18 protein-coding genes, 2 tRNA genes and 1 other RNA gene are annotated in these 17631 nt (G+C 19.4%); 11 read left to right on the top strand and 10 right to left on the bottom strand.

The genetic code is table 11. The features are described 5' to 3' along the window. Together mutM and pfkA are read left to right on the top strand one after the other, a co-directional pair. On the top strand, window positions 1-810 hold the full coding sequence (gene mutM / locus GFK87_RS00960; RefSeq protein ID WP_226798830.1) for a bifunctional DNA-formamidopyrimidine glycosylase/DNA-(apurinic or apyrimidinic site) lyase: 810 nt from the start codon (window positions 1-3) through the stop codon (window positions 808-810). Between the two features lie 113 nt (window positions 811-923). Beyond that, window positions 924-1886 (top strand): 6-phosphofructokinase, encoded by a 963-nt coding sequence (gene pfkA, locus GFK87_RS00955; protein WP_226799337.1) that lies wholly within the window; start codon window positions 924-926, stop codon window positions 1884-1886. A gap of 21 nt (window positions 1887-1907) precedes the next feature. Here pfkA and tpiA read toward each other — a convergent pair whose 3' ends face one another. Together tpiA and GFK87_RS00945 are read right to left on the bottom strand one after the other, a co-directional pair. Next, on the bottom strand, window positions 1908-2657 hold the full coding sequence (tpiA, locus tag GFK87_RS00950) for a triose-phosphate isomerase (RefSeq protein ID WP_226798828.1): 750 nt from the start codon (window positions 2655-2657) through the stop codon (window positions 1908-1910). Between the two features lie 22 nt (window positions 2658-2679). Then, window positions 2680-3423, bottom strand: a complete 744-nt coding sequence (locus tag GFK87_RS00945) for an FAD-binding oxidoreductase (RefSeq protein ID WP_226798826.1) — start codon at window positions 3421-3423, stop codon at window positions 2680-2682. A 347-nt stretch (window positions 3424-3770) separates the two neighbouring features. Here GFK87_RS00945 and rpmE point away from each other — a divergent pair, with 347 nt between their 5' ends. The 3 genes from rpmE to argH all read left to right on the top strand — a co-directional run bounded on the left by rpmE (window position 3771) and on the right by argH (window position 6684). After that, window positions 3771-3986: a 50S ribosomal protein L31 gene (gene rpmE, locus GFK87_RS00940; protein ID WP_226798825.1), complete on the top strand. Its 216-nt coding sequence runs from the start codon at window positions 3771-3773 to the stop codon at window positions 3984-3986. A gap of 88 nt (window positions 3987-4074) precedes the next feature. Further along, window positions 4075-5304 (top strand): argininosuccinate synthase, encoded by a 1230-nt coding sequence (locus GFK87_RS00935; protein ID WP_226798823.1) that lies wholly within the window; start codon window positions 4075-4077, stop codon window positions 5302-5304. Beyond that, window positions 5305-6684: an argininosuccinate lyase gene (gene argH / locus GFK87_RS00930; RefSeq protein ID WP_226798821.1), complete on the top strand. Its 1380-nt coding sequence runs from the start codon at window positions 5305-5307 to the stop codon at window positions 6682-6684. Between the two features lie 344 nt (window positions 6685-7028). Here argH and GFK87_RS00925 read toward each other — a convergent pair. From GFK87_RS00925 to GFK87_RS00890, 8 genes are all read right to left on the bottom strand, one after another. Continuing rightward, window positions 7029-7111, bottom strand: a tRNA-Leu gene (locus GFK87_RS00925). 16 nt (window positions 7112-7127) lie between these two features. Beyond that, window positions 7128-7198: transfer RNA gene (locus tag GFK87_RS00920), tRNA-Cys, on the bottom strand. A gap of 90 nt (window positions 7199-7288) precedes the next feature. Continuing rightward, window positions 7289-8095, bottom strand: a complete 807-nt coding sequence (trpA, locus tag GFK87_RS00915; protein ID WP_226799335.1) for a tryptophan synthase subunit alpha — start codon at window positions 8093-8095, stop codon at window positions 7289-7291. Between the two features lie 14 nt (window positions 8096-8109). After that, a complete protein-coding gene (trpB, locus tag GFK87_RS00910) occupies window positions 8110-9282 on the bottom strand; it encodes a tryptophan synthase subunit beta (protein WP_226798819.1) in 1173 nt (390 codons plus the stop codon). A 39-nt stretch (window positions 9283-9321) separates the two neighbouring features. Then, window positions 9322-10686, bottom strand: coding sequence for a bifunctional indole-3-glycerol-phosphate synthase TrpC/phosphoribosylanthranilate isomerase TrpF (trpCF, locus tag GFK87_RS00905; RefSeq protein WP_226799333.1), 1365 nt, complete (start codon window positions 10684-10686; stop codon window positions 9322-9324). A gap of 10 nt (window positions 10687-10696) precedes the next feature. Next, window positions 10697-11695 (bottom strand): anthranilate phosphoribosyltransferase, encoded by a 999-nt coding sequence (gene trpD / locus GFK87_RS00900; protein ID WP_226798817.1) that lies wholly within the window; start codon window positions 11693-11695, stop codon window positions 10697-10699. Beyond that, the gene (locus GFK87_RS00895; RefSeq protein ID WP_226798815.1) at window positions 11688-12284 is read right to left on the bottom strand and encodes a glutamine amidotransferase-related protein; all 597 of its coding nucleotides are present in this window, start codon (window positions 12282-12284) and stop codon (window positions 11688-11690) included. The genes trpD and GFK87_RS00895 overlap by 8 nt, the downstream gene beginning before the upstream one ends. Beyond that, window positions 12285-13835 (bottom strand): anthranilate synthase component 1, encoded by a 1551-nt coding sequence (locus GFK87_RS00890; protein ID WP_226798813.1) that lies wholly within the window; start codon window positions 13833-13835, stop codon window positions 12285-12287. It abuts the gene before it with no gap. Window positions 13836-14018: 183 nt separating this feature from the next. Between GFK87_RS00890 and GFK87_RS00885 the strand changes: the two genes are divergently transcribed. The 6 genes from GFK87_RS00885 to GFK87_RS00860 all read left to right on the top strand — a co-directional run bounded on the left by GFK87_RS00885 (window position 14019) and on the right by GFK87_RS00860 (window position 17623). After that, window positions 14019-14780: a pseudouridine synthase gene (locus tag GFK87_RS00885; RefSeq protein ID WP_226798811.1), complete on the top strand. Its 762-nt coding sequence runs from the start codon at window positions 14019-14021 to the stop codon at window positions 14778-14780. Window positions 14781-14942: 162 nt separating this feature from the next. After that, an RNA gene (gene ffs / locus GFK87_RS00880) (signal recognition particle sRNA small type) lies at window positions 14943-15024 on the top strand. A 100-nt stretch (window positions 15025-15124) separates the two neighbouring features. Continuing rightward, entirely contained in the window at window positions 15125-16060 is a 936-nt protein-coding gene (trhO, locus tag GFK87_RS00875) for an oxygen-dependent tRNA uridine(34) hydroxylase TrhO (protein WP_226798810.1), read from the top strand. Between the two features lie 50 nt (window positions 16061-16110). Next, a complete protein-coding gene (locus tag GFK87_RS00870) occupies window positions 16111-17022 on the top strand; it encodes an RluA family pseudouridine synthase (protein ID WP_226798808.1) in 912 nt (303 codons plus the stop codon). 52 nt (window positions 17023-17074) lie between these two features. Then, window positions 17075-17257 (top strand): 50S ribosomal protein L32, encoded by a 183-nt coding sequence (gene rpmF, locus GFK87_RS00865; protein WP_226798806.1) that lies wholly within the window; start codon window positions 17075-17077, stop codon window positions 17255-17257. 108 nt (window positions 17258-17365) lie between these two features. Then, window positions 17366-17623: a phosphopantetheine-binding protein gene (locus GFK87_RS00860; protein ID WP_226798804.1), complete on the top strand. Its 258-nt coding sequence runs from the start codon at window positions 17366-17368 to the stop codon at window positions 17621-17623. The last annotated feature ends 8 nt before the right edge of the window (window positions 17624-17631 follow it).

Here is a 17631-nt window from a genome sequence, read left to right as displayed (position 1 = left end):
ATGCCAGAATTACCTGAAATAGAAACTATATGCAAAGATATAAGAAAATTATTATTAAATAAAATAATAATATATTCTATTGTTAGATGTAAAAAGCTTAGAAAGAAAGTTTCTAAAGAAATTATAAACATAAAAAAAAATAAAATTATAAATATAAAAAGAATTGCTAAATATATTATTATAAAAATAGAATTAGGTTATATTATTATACATTTAGGTATGTCTGGAAGTTTATTTATATGTTCAAAGAATACAAAAATAAATAAACATGATCATGTAGATTTAATAATAAATAATAATAAAATTTTACGTTATAACGATCCTAGAAGATTTGGATTATATTTATGGAGTAATAATTTATATAATGAAAAAATATTTTTAAATTTAGGAATAGAACCACTTAGTAAAAAGTTTAATTTATATTATTTATTTTATTATACTAGAAAAAAAAAAATAAAAATTAAAGATTTCATAATGGATAATAAGTTTGTTGTTGGAATAGGTAATATATATGCAAATGAAGTTTTATTTAATGCTTGTATATTACCATATAGATTATCAATGAATATAAGTTTATATGAATGTAATAAATTAATAAATAGTATTAAATATATAATAAAAAAAGCTATTAAATATAATGGCACTACAATAAAAAACTTTATAAGAATTAATAAAAAAAAAGGTAATTTTAAAAAATTTTTAAAAATATATGGAAAAAAAAAAAAAAAATGTAAAAAATGTAATTTTTTAATAAAAAAAATAATACAAAGGGGGAGATCTACTTTTTTTTGTAATAATTGTCAAAAATAAAAAAAATTATAATTAATGTTTAATTATAATAATATATTTTAAAAATAATTATAATATAATTTTAAATATTATAAAAAAATAATCATTTAAATAAAAAAAAATATATGAATAATATAATAAAAAAAATTGGTATATTAACTAGTGGGGGGGATTCCCCTGGTATGAATACTGCAATAAGAAGTATAGTATTATCAGCTGTTAAATTAAAAATTAAGGTAATGGGGGTTTTTGATGGTTATTTAGGATTATATGAAAATAGAATGATTGAATTAAATTTTAATAGTGTTTTAAATATAATAAATAGAGGGGGTACATTTTTAGGTTCAGCTAGATTTCCGGAATTTAATAAAAAAAAAATTAGATTAAAAGCAATTCAAAATTTAATATCTTCTAATATAGATGCATTAATAATAATAGGAGGTGATGGTTCTTGCATGGGAGCTAAGTGTTTACATGATATGGGGGTTAATTGTATATGTTTACCTGGAACTATAGATAATGATATAAATGGAACAGATTATACTATTGGTTATTTTACTGCTTTAGAAAGTATAGTTCAATCTATTGATAGATTAAGAGATACCTCATCTTCTCATCAAAGAATTTCTATTGTTGAAATTATGGGTCGTAATTGTGGAAACTTAACTGTAGCTGCGGCTATAGCTGGAGGATGTAAATTTATAATTTTACCTGAAGTAACTTATAGTTTTTCTAAATTAGTTAATGAAATAAAATATGAAATGAAATGTGGAATAAAACATGCAATTATAGCTGTTACTGAAAATATATGTAATATAAAAAAATTATCTAAATATATAGAAATAACTACAAAAAAAGAAACAAGGTCTACTATATTGGGTCATATTCAACGTGGAGGTGTACCTGTTGCATATGATAGGATTTTAGCTTCTCGTATGGGTTCTTATGCAATAGAGTTATTATTAAATGGATATTCTGGTAAGTTTATTGGTATTAAAAATGATAAATTAATATTTAATGATTTAGATTATACATTTAAAAAAAAAGAAAAATCATTTAAAAAAAAATGGATGAGCAATATAAAAAAAATATTATAGATTTTTAATTAATATAGTAAACTAAACAATTTTTTTAATAATACCTATAAAACTGTTTATTTTTAAAGACGAATTACCTATTAATAATCCATTAATATCTGGTTGTAAATAAAAAGATTTAGCATTATTTTCGTTAACTGAACCACCGTATTGAATTATTATATTTTTTGCAATTGATTTACTATAATTATAAATATAAGATCTTATAAAATTATTTATATTTTGTACATATTCAGGAGTTGCTGATTTACCAGTTCCAATTGCCCAAATTGGTTCATAAGCAATTACAGTGTTTTTTAATGCATTAATACCTAATTTTTTTATAATTATTTCAATTTGATTAATGCATACTTTTTTTGTTAAATTATTTTTTTTTTCTTTGTAATTTTCTCCTATACATATAACAGGTATAAGATTATTTTTTTTTAATAAAATAAATTTTTTTAAAACTGTAAAATTATTTTCATAATAATTAAATCTTCTTTCTGAATGTCCAATAATAACATATTTAACACCAATATCTTTTAACATTTCAACAGAAATATCTCCAGTAAAAGGTCCATTAATGTTAATATCTACATTTTGTGCTCCTAAATAAATATTACTATTTAAAGTTAAATAATTTAACATATCTAAATATAATAAAGGTGGTGCGATAACAATATCACAATTCTTAGGAATTTTTTTTTTTTTAAAATTATTTATAAAATTAATTAAAAATTTTTTATTACCATTTAATTTCCAATTACCAATAACTAAAAATTTTCTCATTTAGGTCCTTAATTATAGTATTTTATTTCCAATAGTTTTCAGTTGTAATATTACCTGGAGAACTACGTAAATTTTTTTTCATATTACGGTCTTTTTTTAACAATTCTTGGGTTTCTATAATCATTTCAGGGTTTCCACATATCATAACATGACTGTTTTTATCTATTATAATATTAGCTTTTTTTTCTATTATACCATTAGATATCAGTTTTGGAATTCTACCTGAAATTGATATATTACTTTTCTCTCTGCTTGATATTAATATTACTTTTAATTTATTATTATATTTTTTTTTTAAATTATTAATTAATATTAAATAATTTAAATCTTTTATAAATCTTACAGCATGAACTAATATAATATTTTTAAAAAATTCTAAACCTTTTTTATATTGTAAAATAGATAAATAAGGTCCAATTGCCGTACCTGTTGAAAACATCCATAAATTTTCACATTTAGGTATTTCTTTTATTGTAAAAAAACCAAAAGATTCTTTAGTAATCATAACAAAATCATTTTTTTTTAAATTATATAATTCATTACTTAAACTTCCTGAATCAATTCTAATAATATAAAATTCTAAATTTTTATTAATTGGTGAATTTACATAAGAATAGGCACGTCTAATATTATTTTTAGATTTTAATGTTGTTAAACGTACAAACTGGCCTGCAATAAAATTATTTACATTAGCTCTTAAAATTAAACTAAATAAATTATTATTCCATATATTAATTTTTTTTACTTTAGCATTAATCCATTGCATATTATTTCCTATAGCTTTAAAAAATAAAAATTTTAAATATAATTTTATTATATTATTTAATTATATAATAATATTATTTTAATAAAAAATATTTTTTATAATAATTAAAATATTTTAATAATTTTATTTTTTTTTAGTAATATAATTAATTTATTTTAATATAATTATTTTTATTTAATTAATATAATATTATTAATTTATATAATATTATTTTTATTATTTAACATGTAATAAAAATATTTATTTAATAATTTATTTTTTTTTAAATCAAATTTTAATTATAATAATTTTTATTATATATATAATAACTCTTTTATTGTTATTAAAATAACAATAATTATAAAATAATGAAAAAAAAAATACATCCAAAATATAAAGATATCATAGTTAAATGTTCTTGTGGAAATAATATTTATATAAAATCAACTATATGTAATAATATAAATATAGATATATGTTCTAAATGTCATCCATTTTATACTGGAAAACAAAGAATTATTGATACTGGTGGAAGAGTAGATAAATTTAATAAACGTTTTATTGGAATGATAAAAATAAAATAATTTATATTAATTAATAATTATAATTATAATAAATATAATTGTCATTTATATTTAATATTTTAAGATATAATATAAAGAGACTTTTTAAATGTATAAAAAAATTAATAAAGTGATTTTAGCATATTCTGGGGGGTTAGATACTTCTGCAATTATACCATGGTTAAGAGATAATTATAAATGTAAAGTAGTTGCCTTAGTTGTTGATATAGGACAAAATTATAAAGATTTAAAAAATATAAAAAATAAAGCATTATCATCTGGAGCTATTTCTTGTTATATTTTAGATTTAAAAGAGAATTTTATAAAAAATTACATTTATCCACTATTACATAATAAAGCTGTTTATGAAAATAATTATTTATTAGGAACTGCTATTGCTAGACCCTTAATAGCAAAAGCTCAAATAGATTTAGCTTTAAAATTAAATGCAGATGCTGTTTCTCATGGAGCTACTGGAAAAGGTAATGATCAAATTAGATTTGAGTATACATATGCATCATTAGCTCCTCAGTTAAATGTTATAGCACCATGGCGTGAATGGAGCTTTACATCTAGAGAAGAAATAATAAAATATTTAAAAAAAAAAAAAATAAAAACTACTGCTAGTTTAAAAAAAATATATAGCCAAGATGAAAATATTTGGCATATTTCTACAGAAGGTGGTAATTTAGAAAAAATTTCTAGTCCTTCTAATAAAAATTGTTGGTCTTGGACATTAGATATTAAAGATACGATTAATATACCAGATATTATATCTTTACAAATTAAAAATGGTTATATTATTTCAATTAATAACAATATATTAAATCCTATTCAATGTTTATTAAAATTAAATGAAATTGGTAAAAAACATGGAATAGGTAGAATTGATATAATAGAAAATAGAATTATAGGTATGAAATCAAGAGGATGTTATGAAACTCCTGGAGGAACAATTATAATTAAAGTTTTAGATGCTATTGAACAATTAGTATTTGATAAAGAAACAATAAAATGGAGATCTATAATTGGTATAGAAATGTCACATTTAATATATGAAGGAAAATGGTTTACTCCTATGAGAAAATCATTGGAATATGCTAATAAACCATTAATAAAATTATTAACTGGTGAAGTAAAAATAAAATTATATAAAGGAAATATAACTATTTTACAAAGAAAATCACCTTATAGTTTATATTCTCAAAAAACTGTAACTTTTAATAAAGATAAAGATTATAAACATAGCCATGCAGCTGGATTTATTCGTTTATTTTCACTTTCATCTAGAATACGTTCATTAAAATATAATAATAAAAATTTAATAAAAGAGGTATAAATGTCACTTTGGGGGGGTCGTTTTATTAAAGATAATAACGTAGAATTCAAAAAATTTAATGACTCTTTAAAAATTGATTATAAGTTAGTTGAAGAAGATATTAAAGTATCTATATCATGGTCTTATATGTTATATACTATTAATGTTATTAATTTTAAAGAATACAATATTATATTTAAAAATTTAAATTTAATATTAAATAAAGTAAAAAATAATAAAAGTTTAATTTTAAAAAGTAATGAAGAAGATATACATAGTTGGGTTGAAAAACAATTAGTAATGAATATAGGATATTTAGGAAAAAAATTAAATACTGGTAAAAGTCGTAATGAACAAATAACAACTGATTTAAAATTATGGTGTAAAAAAAAAATAAAAGAAATGATAATAATCATTAAAAAGCTTCAAATTTCTTTTTTAAATTTAGCTTATAATAACAAAAATGTTATTTTTCCTGGATATACTCATTTGCAAAGGGCTCAACCCATAACTTTTGCTCATTGGTGTTTTTCTTATGTAGAAATGATTAATAGAGATATAAATAGATTAAAAAAAATATTAAAAAGATTAGATTACAACCCTATGGGATCTGGGGCTCTTTCTGGAATTACTTATAAAATTGATAGAGATTTAATTGCTTTTATTTTAGGTTTTTCTAAATCTACTAATAATAGTTTAGATGCTGTATCTGATAGAGATTATGTTATAGATATAATTAATAGTGCATCAATAGGAATGATACATTTATCAAGACTTGCAGAAGATTTAATTTTTTTTAATACAAATGAAGTTGGTTATATATCATTATCAGATAGATTTACGTCAGGATCTTCTTTAATGCCACAAAAAAAAAATCCAGATATATTAGAATTAATAAGGGGTAAATGTGGAAGAGTTCAGGGATCTTTAAATAATATTTTGTTTATTTTAAAAGGGCTTCCTTTATCTTATAATAAAGATATGCAAGAAGATAAAAAATGTTTATTTGATGCTATTAAAACTTGGAAAGATTGTATAAATATAACTAATATAATACTAAAAAATATTAAATTGAATTATAAAAAATGTAAAAAATCAATATTTTATGGATATTTAAATGCTACGGAATTAGCTGATTATTTAGTAAATAAAGGTATAGCATTTCGTGAAGCTCATGATATAACTGGAAAAATAGTATTAGAAGCTATTAAAAAAAATATTTCATTAGAAAAATTAAAATTATACGAAATGAAAAAATTTAATAATATTATAAATATAGATATATATAAATATTTAGATGCTTATTCATGTTTAGATAAAAGAAATATCAAAGGTGGAGTTTCTTCAAATCAAATAAAAATATATTTAAAAAAAAAAATAAAAAAAATTTATATTAAATAAAAGTAATATATTATTTTTATTTTTTTTTAAAACAATAAATATTTATTTAATTTATAATATATTAAATAATTATTTAAAAATAAAAAAAATTTTTTAATTTAATAATACATTTATATTATTATATAATTGTATTTATATAAAAGAGAAAAAAAATGAATATAAAAATTATGTATTTATTAGCTATTTATTATAAATATAGATTAATTTTAACTACAATAATTTTATTATTAATAAGAAAAATTATTAATAAAAAGTAATTAAATTAATAATAAAAAAAATAATAATTAATATTTTTTTTATTAATATTTAATAATATAAAGTTTACATTATTAAATATATTTCAATACCCAGGGCGGGACTTGAACCCGCAAAGTCGTGAGACCGAGGGATTTTAAGTCCCTTGTGTTTACCATTTCACCACCTGGGCAAAAAAAAAATTAAATAGGCACATCTTGGAATCGAACCAAGTTAAACGGATTTGCAATCCGCTGCATAACCATTCTGCCAATGCGCCCTATAATTTAAATATTTTAATTAACTTATATATATTATTAACATAGTTTTTTTATTAAATCAACTTTTTTTTTTAAATAAAATATTGTTATTAATATATTGTAGCTTTTTTAAATTCTTTTGCTGCTTTTTTTATATTAATAATCATTTTATTTGGTTTTTTGTAATATTTTTCTATAATATTTATTATAAAAGATCCAATAATAATACCCTTTATTCCAGATTTAATTGCATTATTAATATGTTTAATACTTGAAATACCAAAACCTTGTATTACTGGTGCAGAATTATATTTTTTTAATTTAGTAACTAAATTATTAATAGGTTTTAAAGCTTGTTTTTCAATACCAGTTACTCCTGATCTTGATAATAAATAAACATAATTTATACTATTAAAAGATATTTTTTTTATCAAATTTTCATTAGAATTTGGGGGACAAATAAATATAGTAGATATGTTATTTTTAATAGCTGATTTATTAAATAATTTTGATTCTTCGATTGGTAAATCTGCTATTAATACAGAATCTATTTGTTCATATGAACAATTATAATAAAAATTATCTATACCTTTATTAAATACAATATTTGCATAAACCAATATTCCAATAGGTATTTCTTTATATTTTTTTCTTATTATATTAATTATCTCAAAACATTTATTTATATTTATATTATTTTTTAAAGATCTTAATGAAGAACTTTGAATAGTAGGTCCATCTGCTAAAGGATCAGAAAAAGGTATTCCTAATTCTAAAGCATCAGCTCCATTATTAATTAATGTTTCTATAATTTTAATAGATATATTAAAAGATGGGTCACCTAATATTACAAAAGGAATAAATGCTATTTCTTTTTTTAAATTTAATTTTTTAAATAAATTTTGATAACGTTGTATCATTAATTTTGCCTTTAATATTTATTATTAAAAACATTTAATATATCTTTATCACCTCTTCCAGAAATATTTACTATTATTATTTGTTTTTTATTAGGTTTTTTTTTTATATATTTTAATGCATATGCTAAAGCATGAGATGACTCTAATGCAGGTATAATACCTTCTGTATTACATAATAATTTAAAGGCATTTATTGCTTCTTTATCTGTAATAGAAACATAATTAACTCTACCTATTTTTTTTAACCAAGCATGTTGTGGTCCTACTGAAGGAAAATCTAAACCAGCAGAAATAGAATGAGATTTTTTTATTTGACCATAATTATCTTGTAAAATATGAGATTTCATACCAAAATAAATACCTGTTTTACCATATTGTAAAGATGAACCATGTTTTCCAGTTTTAATTCCTTTCCCAGCTGGTTCTACGCCAACTAGTTTTACATTATCATTAATAAAATCGTAAAAAATTCCAATCGCATTTGAACCACCACCTACACAAGCAAAAATCGAATTAGGTAATTTACCAGTTTTTTTTAATATTTGTTTTTTAGTTTCTATACCAATTATTTTTTGGAATTCACATACTATTGTAGGATAAGGATGAGGTCCGGCAGCAGTTCCTAAAAGATAATGAGATTTATCATAATTACTTGACCAGTCTCTTAATGCTTCATTACAAGCATCTTTTAATGTAGATGTTCCACTACATACAGGAATTACTTCAGCACCCATAAGTTTCATACGAATAACATTTTGATATTGACGTTTAATATCTTTATTTCCCATATAAACACGACATTTTAATTTTAATAATGCACATATCATTGCAGAAGCAACACCATGCTGTCCTGCCCCAGTTTCTGCTATAATCTCTTTTTTACCCATTTTTTTTGCTAATAAAGCTTGACCTAATACCTGATTTGTTTTATGAGCACCGCCATGTAATAAATCTTCTCTTTTAAGAAATAATAATGTTTTTGTATTTGAAGTTATATTTTTACATAAAGTTAAAGCTGTTGGTCTTCCTGCATAATTATAAAGTAAATCTTTTAATTGTAATTTAAAATTATTATCATTTTTTATATCTAAAAAACATTTTTCTAAATTATTAAGAGCTGGCATTAATATTTGAGGTACATAAGCACCACCAAATTCACCAAAATAAGAATTTAATAAATTCATATGTTTTATAATTTTTTTATTAAAAAATTGTTTTTTTTATTAATAAATCCTTATTTTATGAAATAAGTTTATTATTTTTTTTATATCTTTAATACCTGGTTTTTTTTCTATTCCAGAACTTAAATCTAAACCAGTACAACCTATTTTAGATGCTAAAATACAATTTTTTATATTTATACCACCGGCTAAAATTGATTTTTTTAAATTACATTTTTTTAGTAAATCCCAATTAAAGCATTTTGTATTATTATTTTTATCATTATCAAAAATATAATTATCTATATTTTTATATTTTTTTATTTTTGGTAAAATATTATTTATTGAAATTACTTTCCAAATTTTAATATTATTTGATAAATATTTTTTTAATATATTTATATATTTTTGATCTTCTTGACCATGAAGTTGTATTACTTTTAAGTTTACAGAATTTAATATATGTAATATATAAGATATAGTTTGATTTTTAAAAACACCAACAAAATCTAAAGGAATATTATTAGATATTTCTTTGGCTTTTAAAATATCAATTTTTCTTAATGATTCATTAGTAAATATTAAACCTCCATAAATTGCTCCAGATTTATAAGCAATATTTGCATCTTTTATTCTTTTTAAACCACATATTTTATTTTCACCTAAAGTTATACGACAAATAGCTTTTTCTATATTATCTTCTTTCATCAAAGAAGATCCTATTAAAAAGCCATTTACAAAACAACTTAATGACCTTATTTGTGAATAACATTTAATACCAGATTCACTAATAACAGTTATATATCTTGGAATTTTTTTAGATAAAATTTTAGTTTTATTTGTATTTATAGACATATTATTTAAATTACGATTATTTATACCTATTACTTTAGCATTTAAAAAAATAGCTCTATTTAATTCTTTTTCGTTATTTATTTCAGTTAATACCCCCATATTAAGACTATGGGCTAAATTAGATAAAATATTATATTGATGATCTTCAAGTATAGATAAAATTAATAATATAGCATCTGCACCATATAATCTAGCTAAATAAATTTGATAAATATCTATAATAAAATCTTTACATAAAATAGGATGTTTTGTGTTTCTACTAGCTAATAACATATTTTCAAAACTACCATTAAAATACTTTTCGTCAGTTAAAATAGAAATAGAAGATGCATATTTTTCATATTTATTAACAATATCAATTATATTAAAATTCTTACGCATTATACCTAAAGAAGGGGATTTTTTTTTACATTCTAATATAAATTTAGTATAATTACCTTTTAAACTTTTATAAAAATTTTTTTTAGATTTTTTTATTTTATATAAAAAACTTTTTGGGGGTTGTTTAATTTTTCTACTACAAATCCATTCATATTTATTATTTAAAATTTTTTTTAATACATTATTAAATATATTCATAATATTATTCCTTATTTATTAATGCTATCATATGTTTATATGGTTTACCGCTACGAATTATCTTTAATGCATATTGGGTTCCTTTATTAAAACTATATTTTTTAAATATTTTTAATACCATTGAAACATTTGCAGCTATTGTTTCTTCGTAAGCTAAATTACCTTTTCCTTGCAATAGTTTTATCATATTATTTTTATAATTTTTGTAATCTGAAATAATTATATCATTTTTATGAAAATAATTACACCCAAAATCTTTATAAGTTAATTTATATTTTTTAATTTTCATATTTTTAACTTCAATTATATAATTTATTCCATCTAACGATATTTCGTCTAAACCGTTTCCATGTATTATTATTGCATGTTTATAACCCATTATTATTAAATTTTTTGCAATAGGAAAAAGTAATTTTTTTTCATATACCCCTATTACAGCAAATTTAGGAAGAGCGGGGTTAACTAATGGTCCTATAATATTAAAAATAGTATTAGTTTTTAATATTTTACGAACATAAATAGAATTATTAAAACTACTATTATATTTAGGTGCAAATAAAAAACATATATTATTTTTATCTAATATTTTTTTTGACAATATAGAATTTAAATTTAAATTTATTCCAAAAGATTTTAATATATCGAATGATCCAAATTTACTAGATATACTGTAATTTCCATGTTTTATTACTTTAATTCCACATGCTGCACATACAAAACTACTTATAGTAGAAATATTAAAACTATTGCTATTATCCCCACCGGTTCCAGTTATATCAACAAAGTTATAATTAATTATAGGAAAATATTTTTTATTTTCTATAGTTATTGAAACTATTCCAGCAATTTCTTCTGAACAAATTCTTCTTATTTTAAAATATATTATTATAGATGTTAATTCGATAGGATTAATATTACCATTTATAATTTCTTTAAATATATATCTACTTTCTAAATATGATAAAAATTTATTTTTATATAATTTTTTAATTATATTATTCATCTTTATAAAATTTTAATGACCATAAAATTGAATATTCTAAAATTGAAATTCCATATGTTGTTAATATAGATTCAGGATGAAACTGAAAACCACAAATTCTATCTATATTATTACGAATTGACATTATTATATTTTTATGTTTAGAATTTATAATTAATTTATTATTTTTTTTAATAATACCAACTAAAGAATGATATCTTGCCACTCTAATTGGATTTTTAATTTTAAAAAACATATCTTTATTATCATGTAAAATTAATGATGAATGCCCATGCATTATTTTATTAGAATTTATAACTTTACCACCATAAAATTCGATAATGGCTTGATAACCTAAACATATTCCTATTATAGGAATTTTACCTTTAACATAAGAAATTAATTTTAACATACAACCAGCTTCTTTAGGCTTTCCAGGTCCTGGCGATAATATTAATATAGGATTTCTAATATTATTTAAATATTTTAATATAACTTTATATGATATAGTATTTCTATAAATTAAAACATTGTGTTTAAATTTTCTTAGTTGATCAACTATATTATAAGTAAATGAATCAATATTATCTAATAGTAATATATTAGCCATTTAAAAACCTCTATAAGCATAATTTGAAAAAGCAATAGATTTTAATACCGCTTTAGCTTTATTTCTGCTTTCTTCAGCCTCTAATTTAGGATTAGAATCTATTACAATACCTGCACCAGCCTGTACAGTTGCTATATTATTTTCTATATATGCTGATCTAATAATAATACAAGTATCTAAGTCTCCATTAGAAGTAAAATAACCTATAGAACCCCCATAACTTCCTCTGCTATATTTTTCTACTAAATTAATTAATTGCATAGCTTTAATTTTAGGAGCTCCACTTAATGTACCCATATTCATACAAGCACGATAAGCATGAAAAATATCTATATTTTTTTTAAGAACTCCTATAACACGAGATACAAGATGCATAATACATGAATATTTATCAACTTTCATAAGATCTTTTACATAACGGCTACCAGTCTTACATATTTTAGCCAGATCATTTCTAGCTAGATCAACTAACATTAAATGTTCTGCAATTTCTTTTTTATCTGTTCTCATCTCTAATTCTATTCTACTATCAAAATCATAATCTATTTTACCATTTTTTTTATAACCTCTTGGTCTAGAACCTGCAATAGGGTATATTTCAATTTTTCTATTTGATGAGTTATATTTTAGAGAACTTTCAGGAGATGAACCAAATAAAATAAAATCTTGATCTTTCATAAAAAACATGTAAGGACTTGGGTTATTTTTTTTTAAATTATCATATGCATTTAATGGAAATATACAAGGTAAATAAAATTTTCTAGATATTACTACTTGAAAAATATCTCCTTCATATATAGATTTTTTCATTTTATTTATCATATTACAATATTTTGAGTCTTTTTTACTACATTTTATTTTATTTTTACTTATAAAAAAACTATTAAGATTATAGTTTTTTTTTAATAAAAGTTTATATAATATATTTATACGTTCTTTTATTCTTATTAATTCTGTTTTATAAGGAATAAAAATACTTGCTTGTAACTTAGCAAGTTTATTTTGATGATCTAATAATAATAAAATTTCAGATAAATAAAAACAAAAATTAGGACATTTATGTTTATGTTTAACTTTAGGAAGTTTTTCTGAACAATTTATTAAATCATAAGAAAATAAACCCCCAAATAACATAGATTCACGTTCTCCTTGTGGAACACAAACAAGTTTAGTTAATATTCTTAATGCATCAAAAATAGATATTGATTTTAATCTTGAATCTTCATCTTTTTGTTGATTTGTATTTGGAAAAAACAATTTTCTACCATTTTTAATTTTTTTATTTAAAATTGTATAAGGTAGTTTTTTATCTAATAGTGATAATAAATTATTTCCATTTTTAGACAATGATATTAAAAGAGCATAATGATTATTTGCAATAATTCTTATTGCGCTATCAATAATAATTAAGCTTCTTAAATTATGTTTACTATTAATATCTGCTGATTCTAATAATAAAGTTGAAGATTTTATATTACATAATTTATTAAATATTGTTGTTGGATTTTCTTGATATGGTACATTTTTAACTATTAAGTTTAATATTTTCATATATTTATAATTTTTTTTATTTTAATTTTAAATATTATATTAATAAAAAATATTTTTTAGATTTATTTTAATTAATACTTTATTAAATATATATATATATATATATTAAATATTATATAATAAAATTATTAATTTATTTTTTTTTATTAAATTAATATATTTATTTAATAAAAATAGAAAACTATGAACAATGAAAAAATACAAAAAATACTTGCTTTAAATGGATATGGTTCACGTCGAAGTATTGAAAAATTGATTATTAATAAAAAAATTTATGTTAATAATAAATTAGTAAAAATAGGTGATACAATTAATAATTCAAAAAAAATAAAAATATTAATTAAAAAAAAAAAAAAAAAAATATTAAATAATATAAATAACAAAATAATACTAGCATATTACAAAAAAAATGGAGAAATATGTACCAGATATGATAACAAAAATAGAGTAACAATTTATGATAAACTTCCTAAAATTTATGAAGGAAAATTGATGTCAATAGGTAGATTAGATATAAATAGTAGTGGTTTAATATTATTTACTAATGATGGTGAATTATCTTACAGATTAATGCATCCTAAATACAAAATAGAAAGAGAATATATTGTAAGAGTATTTGGAGTAATAAATAACGTTTTATTAAAAAATTTATGTAAAGGAATCAAAATAAATAATATTATAAGTAAATTTAAAGAAATACATTATATAAGTGGAAAAGGTTTAAACAAATGGTTTAAAATTATTATTTTAAACGGATATAATAATGAGATAAGAAAAATGTTTAATAAAATTAATTTGAAAGTAAATTGTTTAATTAGAATACGTTACGGTTTAATTAAATTAACAAAAATTTTATTTAAATTTGGAAGAATTAAAAAATTAAGTTTTAAATATTTTAATTTATTAAGAAAAAGCGTTAAATTACCTATATTAGATAAAAATTAAAATATTTCATTATTATAAAATAATATTTTTATTAATTTTTACAAAAATTTAAGATTTAATATAATTTATTGACATTCAAAAATTATTGTATTATAATATAACTATAATAAAAATTATTTTATTTTAATAATAATTTTAAATTGCAATAACCTTCCATTATAACAGATTTTATAGTTATAACTTTTAATCCGGTCAGATCTGGGAAGAAGCAGCCGTAGCGGTTATTAACTGTTAAAATTATAGTTATATGGGAGGGAAGTTATAAAAAAAAACAAATTTATATAATTATTTTTTATGAATTAGTACATATTCATAAATAATTTTAATTTTGAGGTATTATATTAATGAACTTATGTAATTTATTATCTAATAATGAATTAAAGAAAAAAATATTAACTGAAAATAATTTTAGATTTAATATATCATTTTATAAATATTTTAAAATAAAAAATCCTCATCTTTTTAGAAACTTAGTTTATATAATATTTAATAAATATAATGTTTTAGGGAGAGTATATATATCTAAAGAAGGTATAAACTCTCAAATAAGTATTCCAAAAAAAGTTTATAACAAAGTAATATATTTAATTTTTAAATTAGATAATAATTTATATAATGTACATATAAATAAATCTATTGATAATGATAGATTATCTTTTTTTAAATTAATTGTAAAAGTTAGACCTAAAATACTAAATGATGGTATTAATGAAGATTTAGATTTTAGTAAAAATAAAGGAATATATTTGGATGTTTCTAAAGTAAATGATTTAATATTTAATAATAATTTTATTTTTGTAGATATAAGAAATAATTATGAATATGAAATTGGACATTTTATAAATGCTATACAAATAAAATCTATTAATTTTAGAAATCAAATATCTAAGTTAATAAAAAAAGTAACTCCTTTTAAAGAAAAAAAAATAGTTTTATATTGCACAGGTGGTATTAGATGTGAAAAAGCCAGTTCTTTACTTAAATATAATAATTTTAAAAACGTCTATCAAATTAAAGGAGGAATAATATCTTATATTAGATATATTAAAAAAAAAAGATTATCTAATTATTTTATAGGAAAAAACTTTGTTTTTGATAATAGAATGAGCGAAAATGTTTCTTATAGTACAATTTCTAAATGTCATCAATGTGGTTCCATAAGTTGTAATTATATTAATTGTGCAAATAATAAATGTCATATTTTATTTATACAATGTTTTTCATGTAGACTATTATTTAATAAATTTTGTTCTATTAATTGTATGAAATTATGTTTATAAATAATATTATTCATGTTATATTTTTATAATATAATAAAGATTATTAATTTATGAAAAATATTAATATTACAGAAGAATCAGTATGTCAAAGAATTGATAATTTTTTATTAAAAAAATTTAAAGACGTACCTAAAAGTAAAATATATAAAATTATAAGAAAAGGACAAGTTAAGGTTAATAAAAAAAGAGTAAATCATAAATATAAATTAAAGTTAGATGATAGATTAAATATACCTTTACTAAATAAAAAAACAAATAAAATTAAATATTTATATCCAAATACAATATTACAATTAAAAAAATCTATATTGTATGAGGATAAATATTTAATAGCAATTAATAAACCTTATGGTATACCTGTTCATAGTACTAATAAATTACAATTTGGAATTATAGAAATATTAAAAAATTTACAACCAAATAATAAATTTTTAGAATTAGTTCATCGTTTAGATAAAGATACTTCTGGAGTATTATTAATAGCAAAAAAAATGTCTATACTTCGAAATTTACATGATCAATTACGTAAAAAAAAAATGAAAAAAGAATATATAGCTTTAGTAGAAGGTCATTGGCCAAAAAAAATAAAAATTATAAATTTACCATTGTTAAAATATAAAAAAAATGGTCAATTTATAATGAAAGTTGATAGTAATGGTAAAAAGTCCGAAACTCATTTTAAAATTAAAAAAAAATATTTAAATAATACTTTATTAAGTATTAATCCTATAACTGGTAGAACTCATCAAATAAGAATACATACATTATATGTAGGACATCCTATTATGTTTGATAAAATTTATTACCAAAATAAAAAAAAATGTTCTAATAAAATATTAAATCGTATTTTTTTACATGCAAAATCATTAGTTTTTTTTCATCCATTAAAATCAAGTGAAATAAAAATAGAAGCCCCTTTAGATAAAAATTTAGAAAAATATTTAAATTATATAAATATATAATTTTTTTTAAATTATATATAATATAATTTATAAAAAAGAGATTAATATTAATATGGCAGTCCCAAAAAAAAAAATAAGTAGATCTAAAAAAAAAATAAAAAGATTAAATTATAAATTAAAACATTCTAATATATCTACAGATTCAAATTCTGGAGAACAACATTTATATCATAATATAACAAAATCTGGTTTTTATAAAGGAGTAAAATATTTTAATAGATTTAGATATAAATAATTTTAAAAAATTTTATCATAAATTAATTTAATTAAAAATATAAAAATTAAAGAAATATTTTTTTATTAAAATATATTTAATAAAAAAAAATATAGTGGAGATCTTAAAATGGTAATAGAATTAATAGAAGATAGTATTAAAAATATAATTTCTAAAAAGATAGGAATAGATAAAAAAGGAATATTAAATTCATCTTCTTTAAAATTATTAGGAGCGGATTCTTTAGAAACTATTGAAATTATTATAGAAATAGAAGAAATTTTTGATATTAATATTAATGATAAGGAATCAGAAAAAATTGATAATATTCAAGAAATAATAGATATTGTATACAAAAAATTTAAAAAAAAAAAATATAATAAATAATATATTAA

The sequence above is a fragment of the Candidatus Annandia pinicola genome (genome assembly GCF_020541245.1).
Taxonomy (GTDB): domain Bacteria; phylum Pseudomonadota; class Gammaproteobacteria; order Enterobacterales; family Enterobacteriaceae_A; genus Annandia; species Annandia pinicola.
Note: the sequence above shows the minus strand (reverse complement) of the source record. Positions and strands in the feature narration are given on the sequence as shown.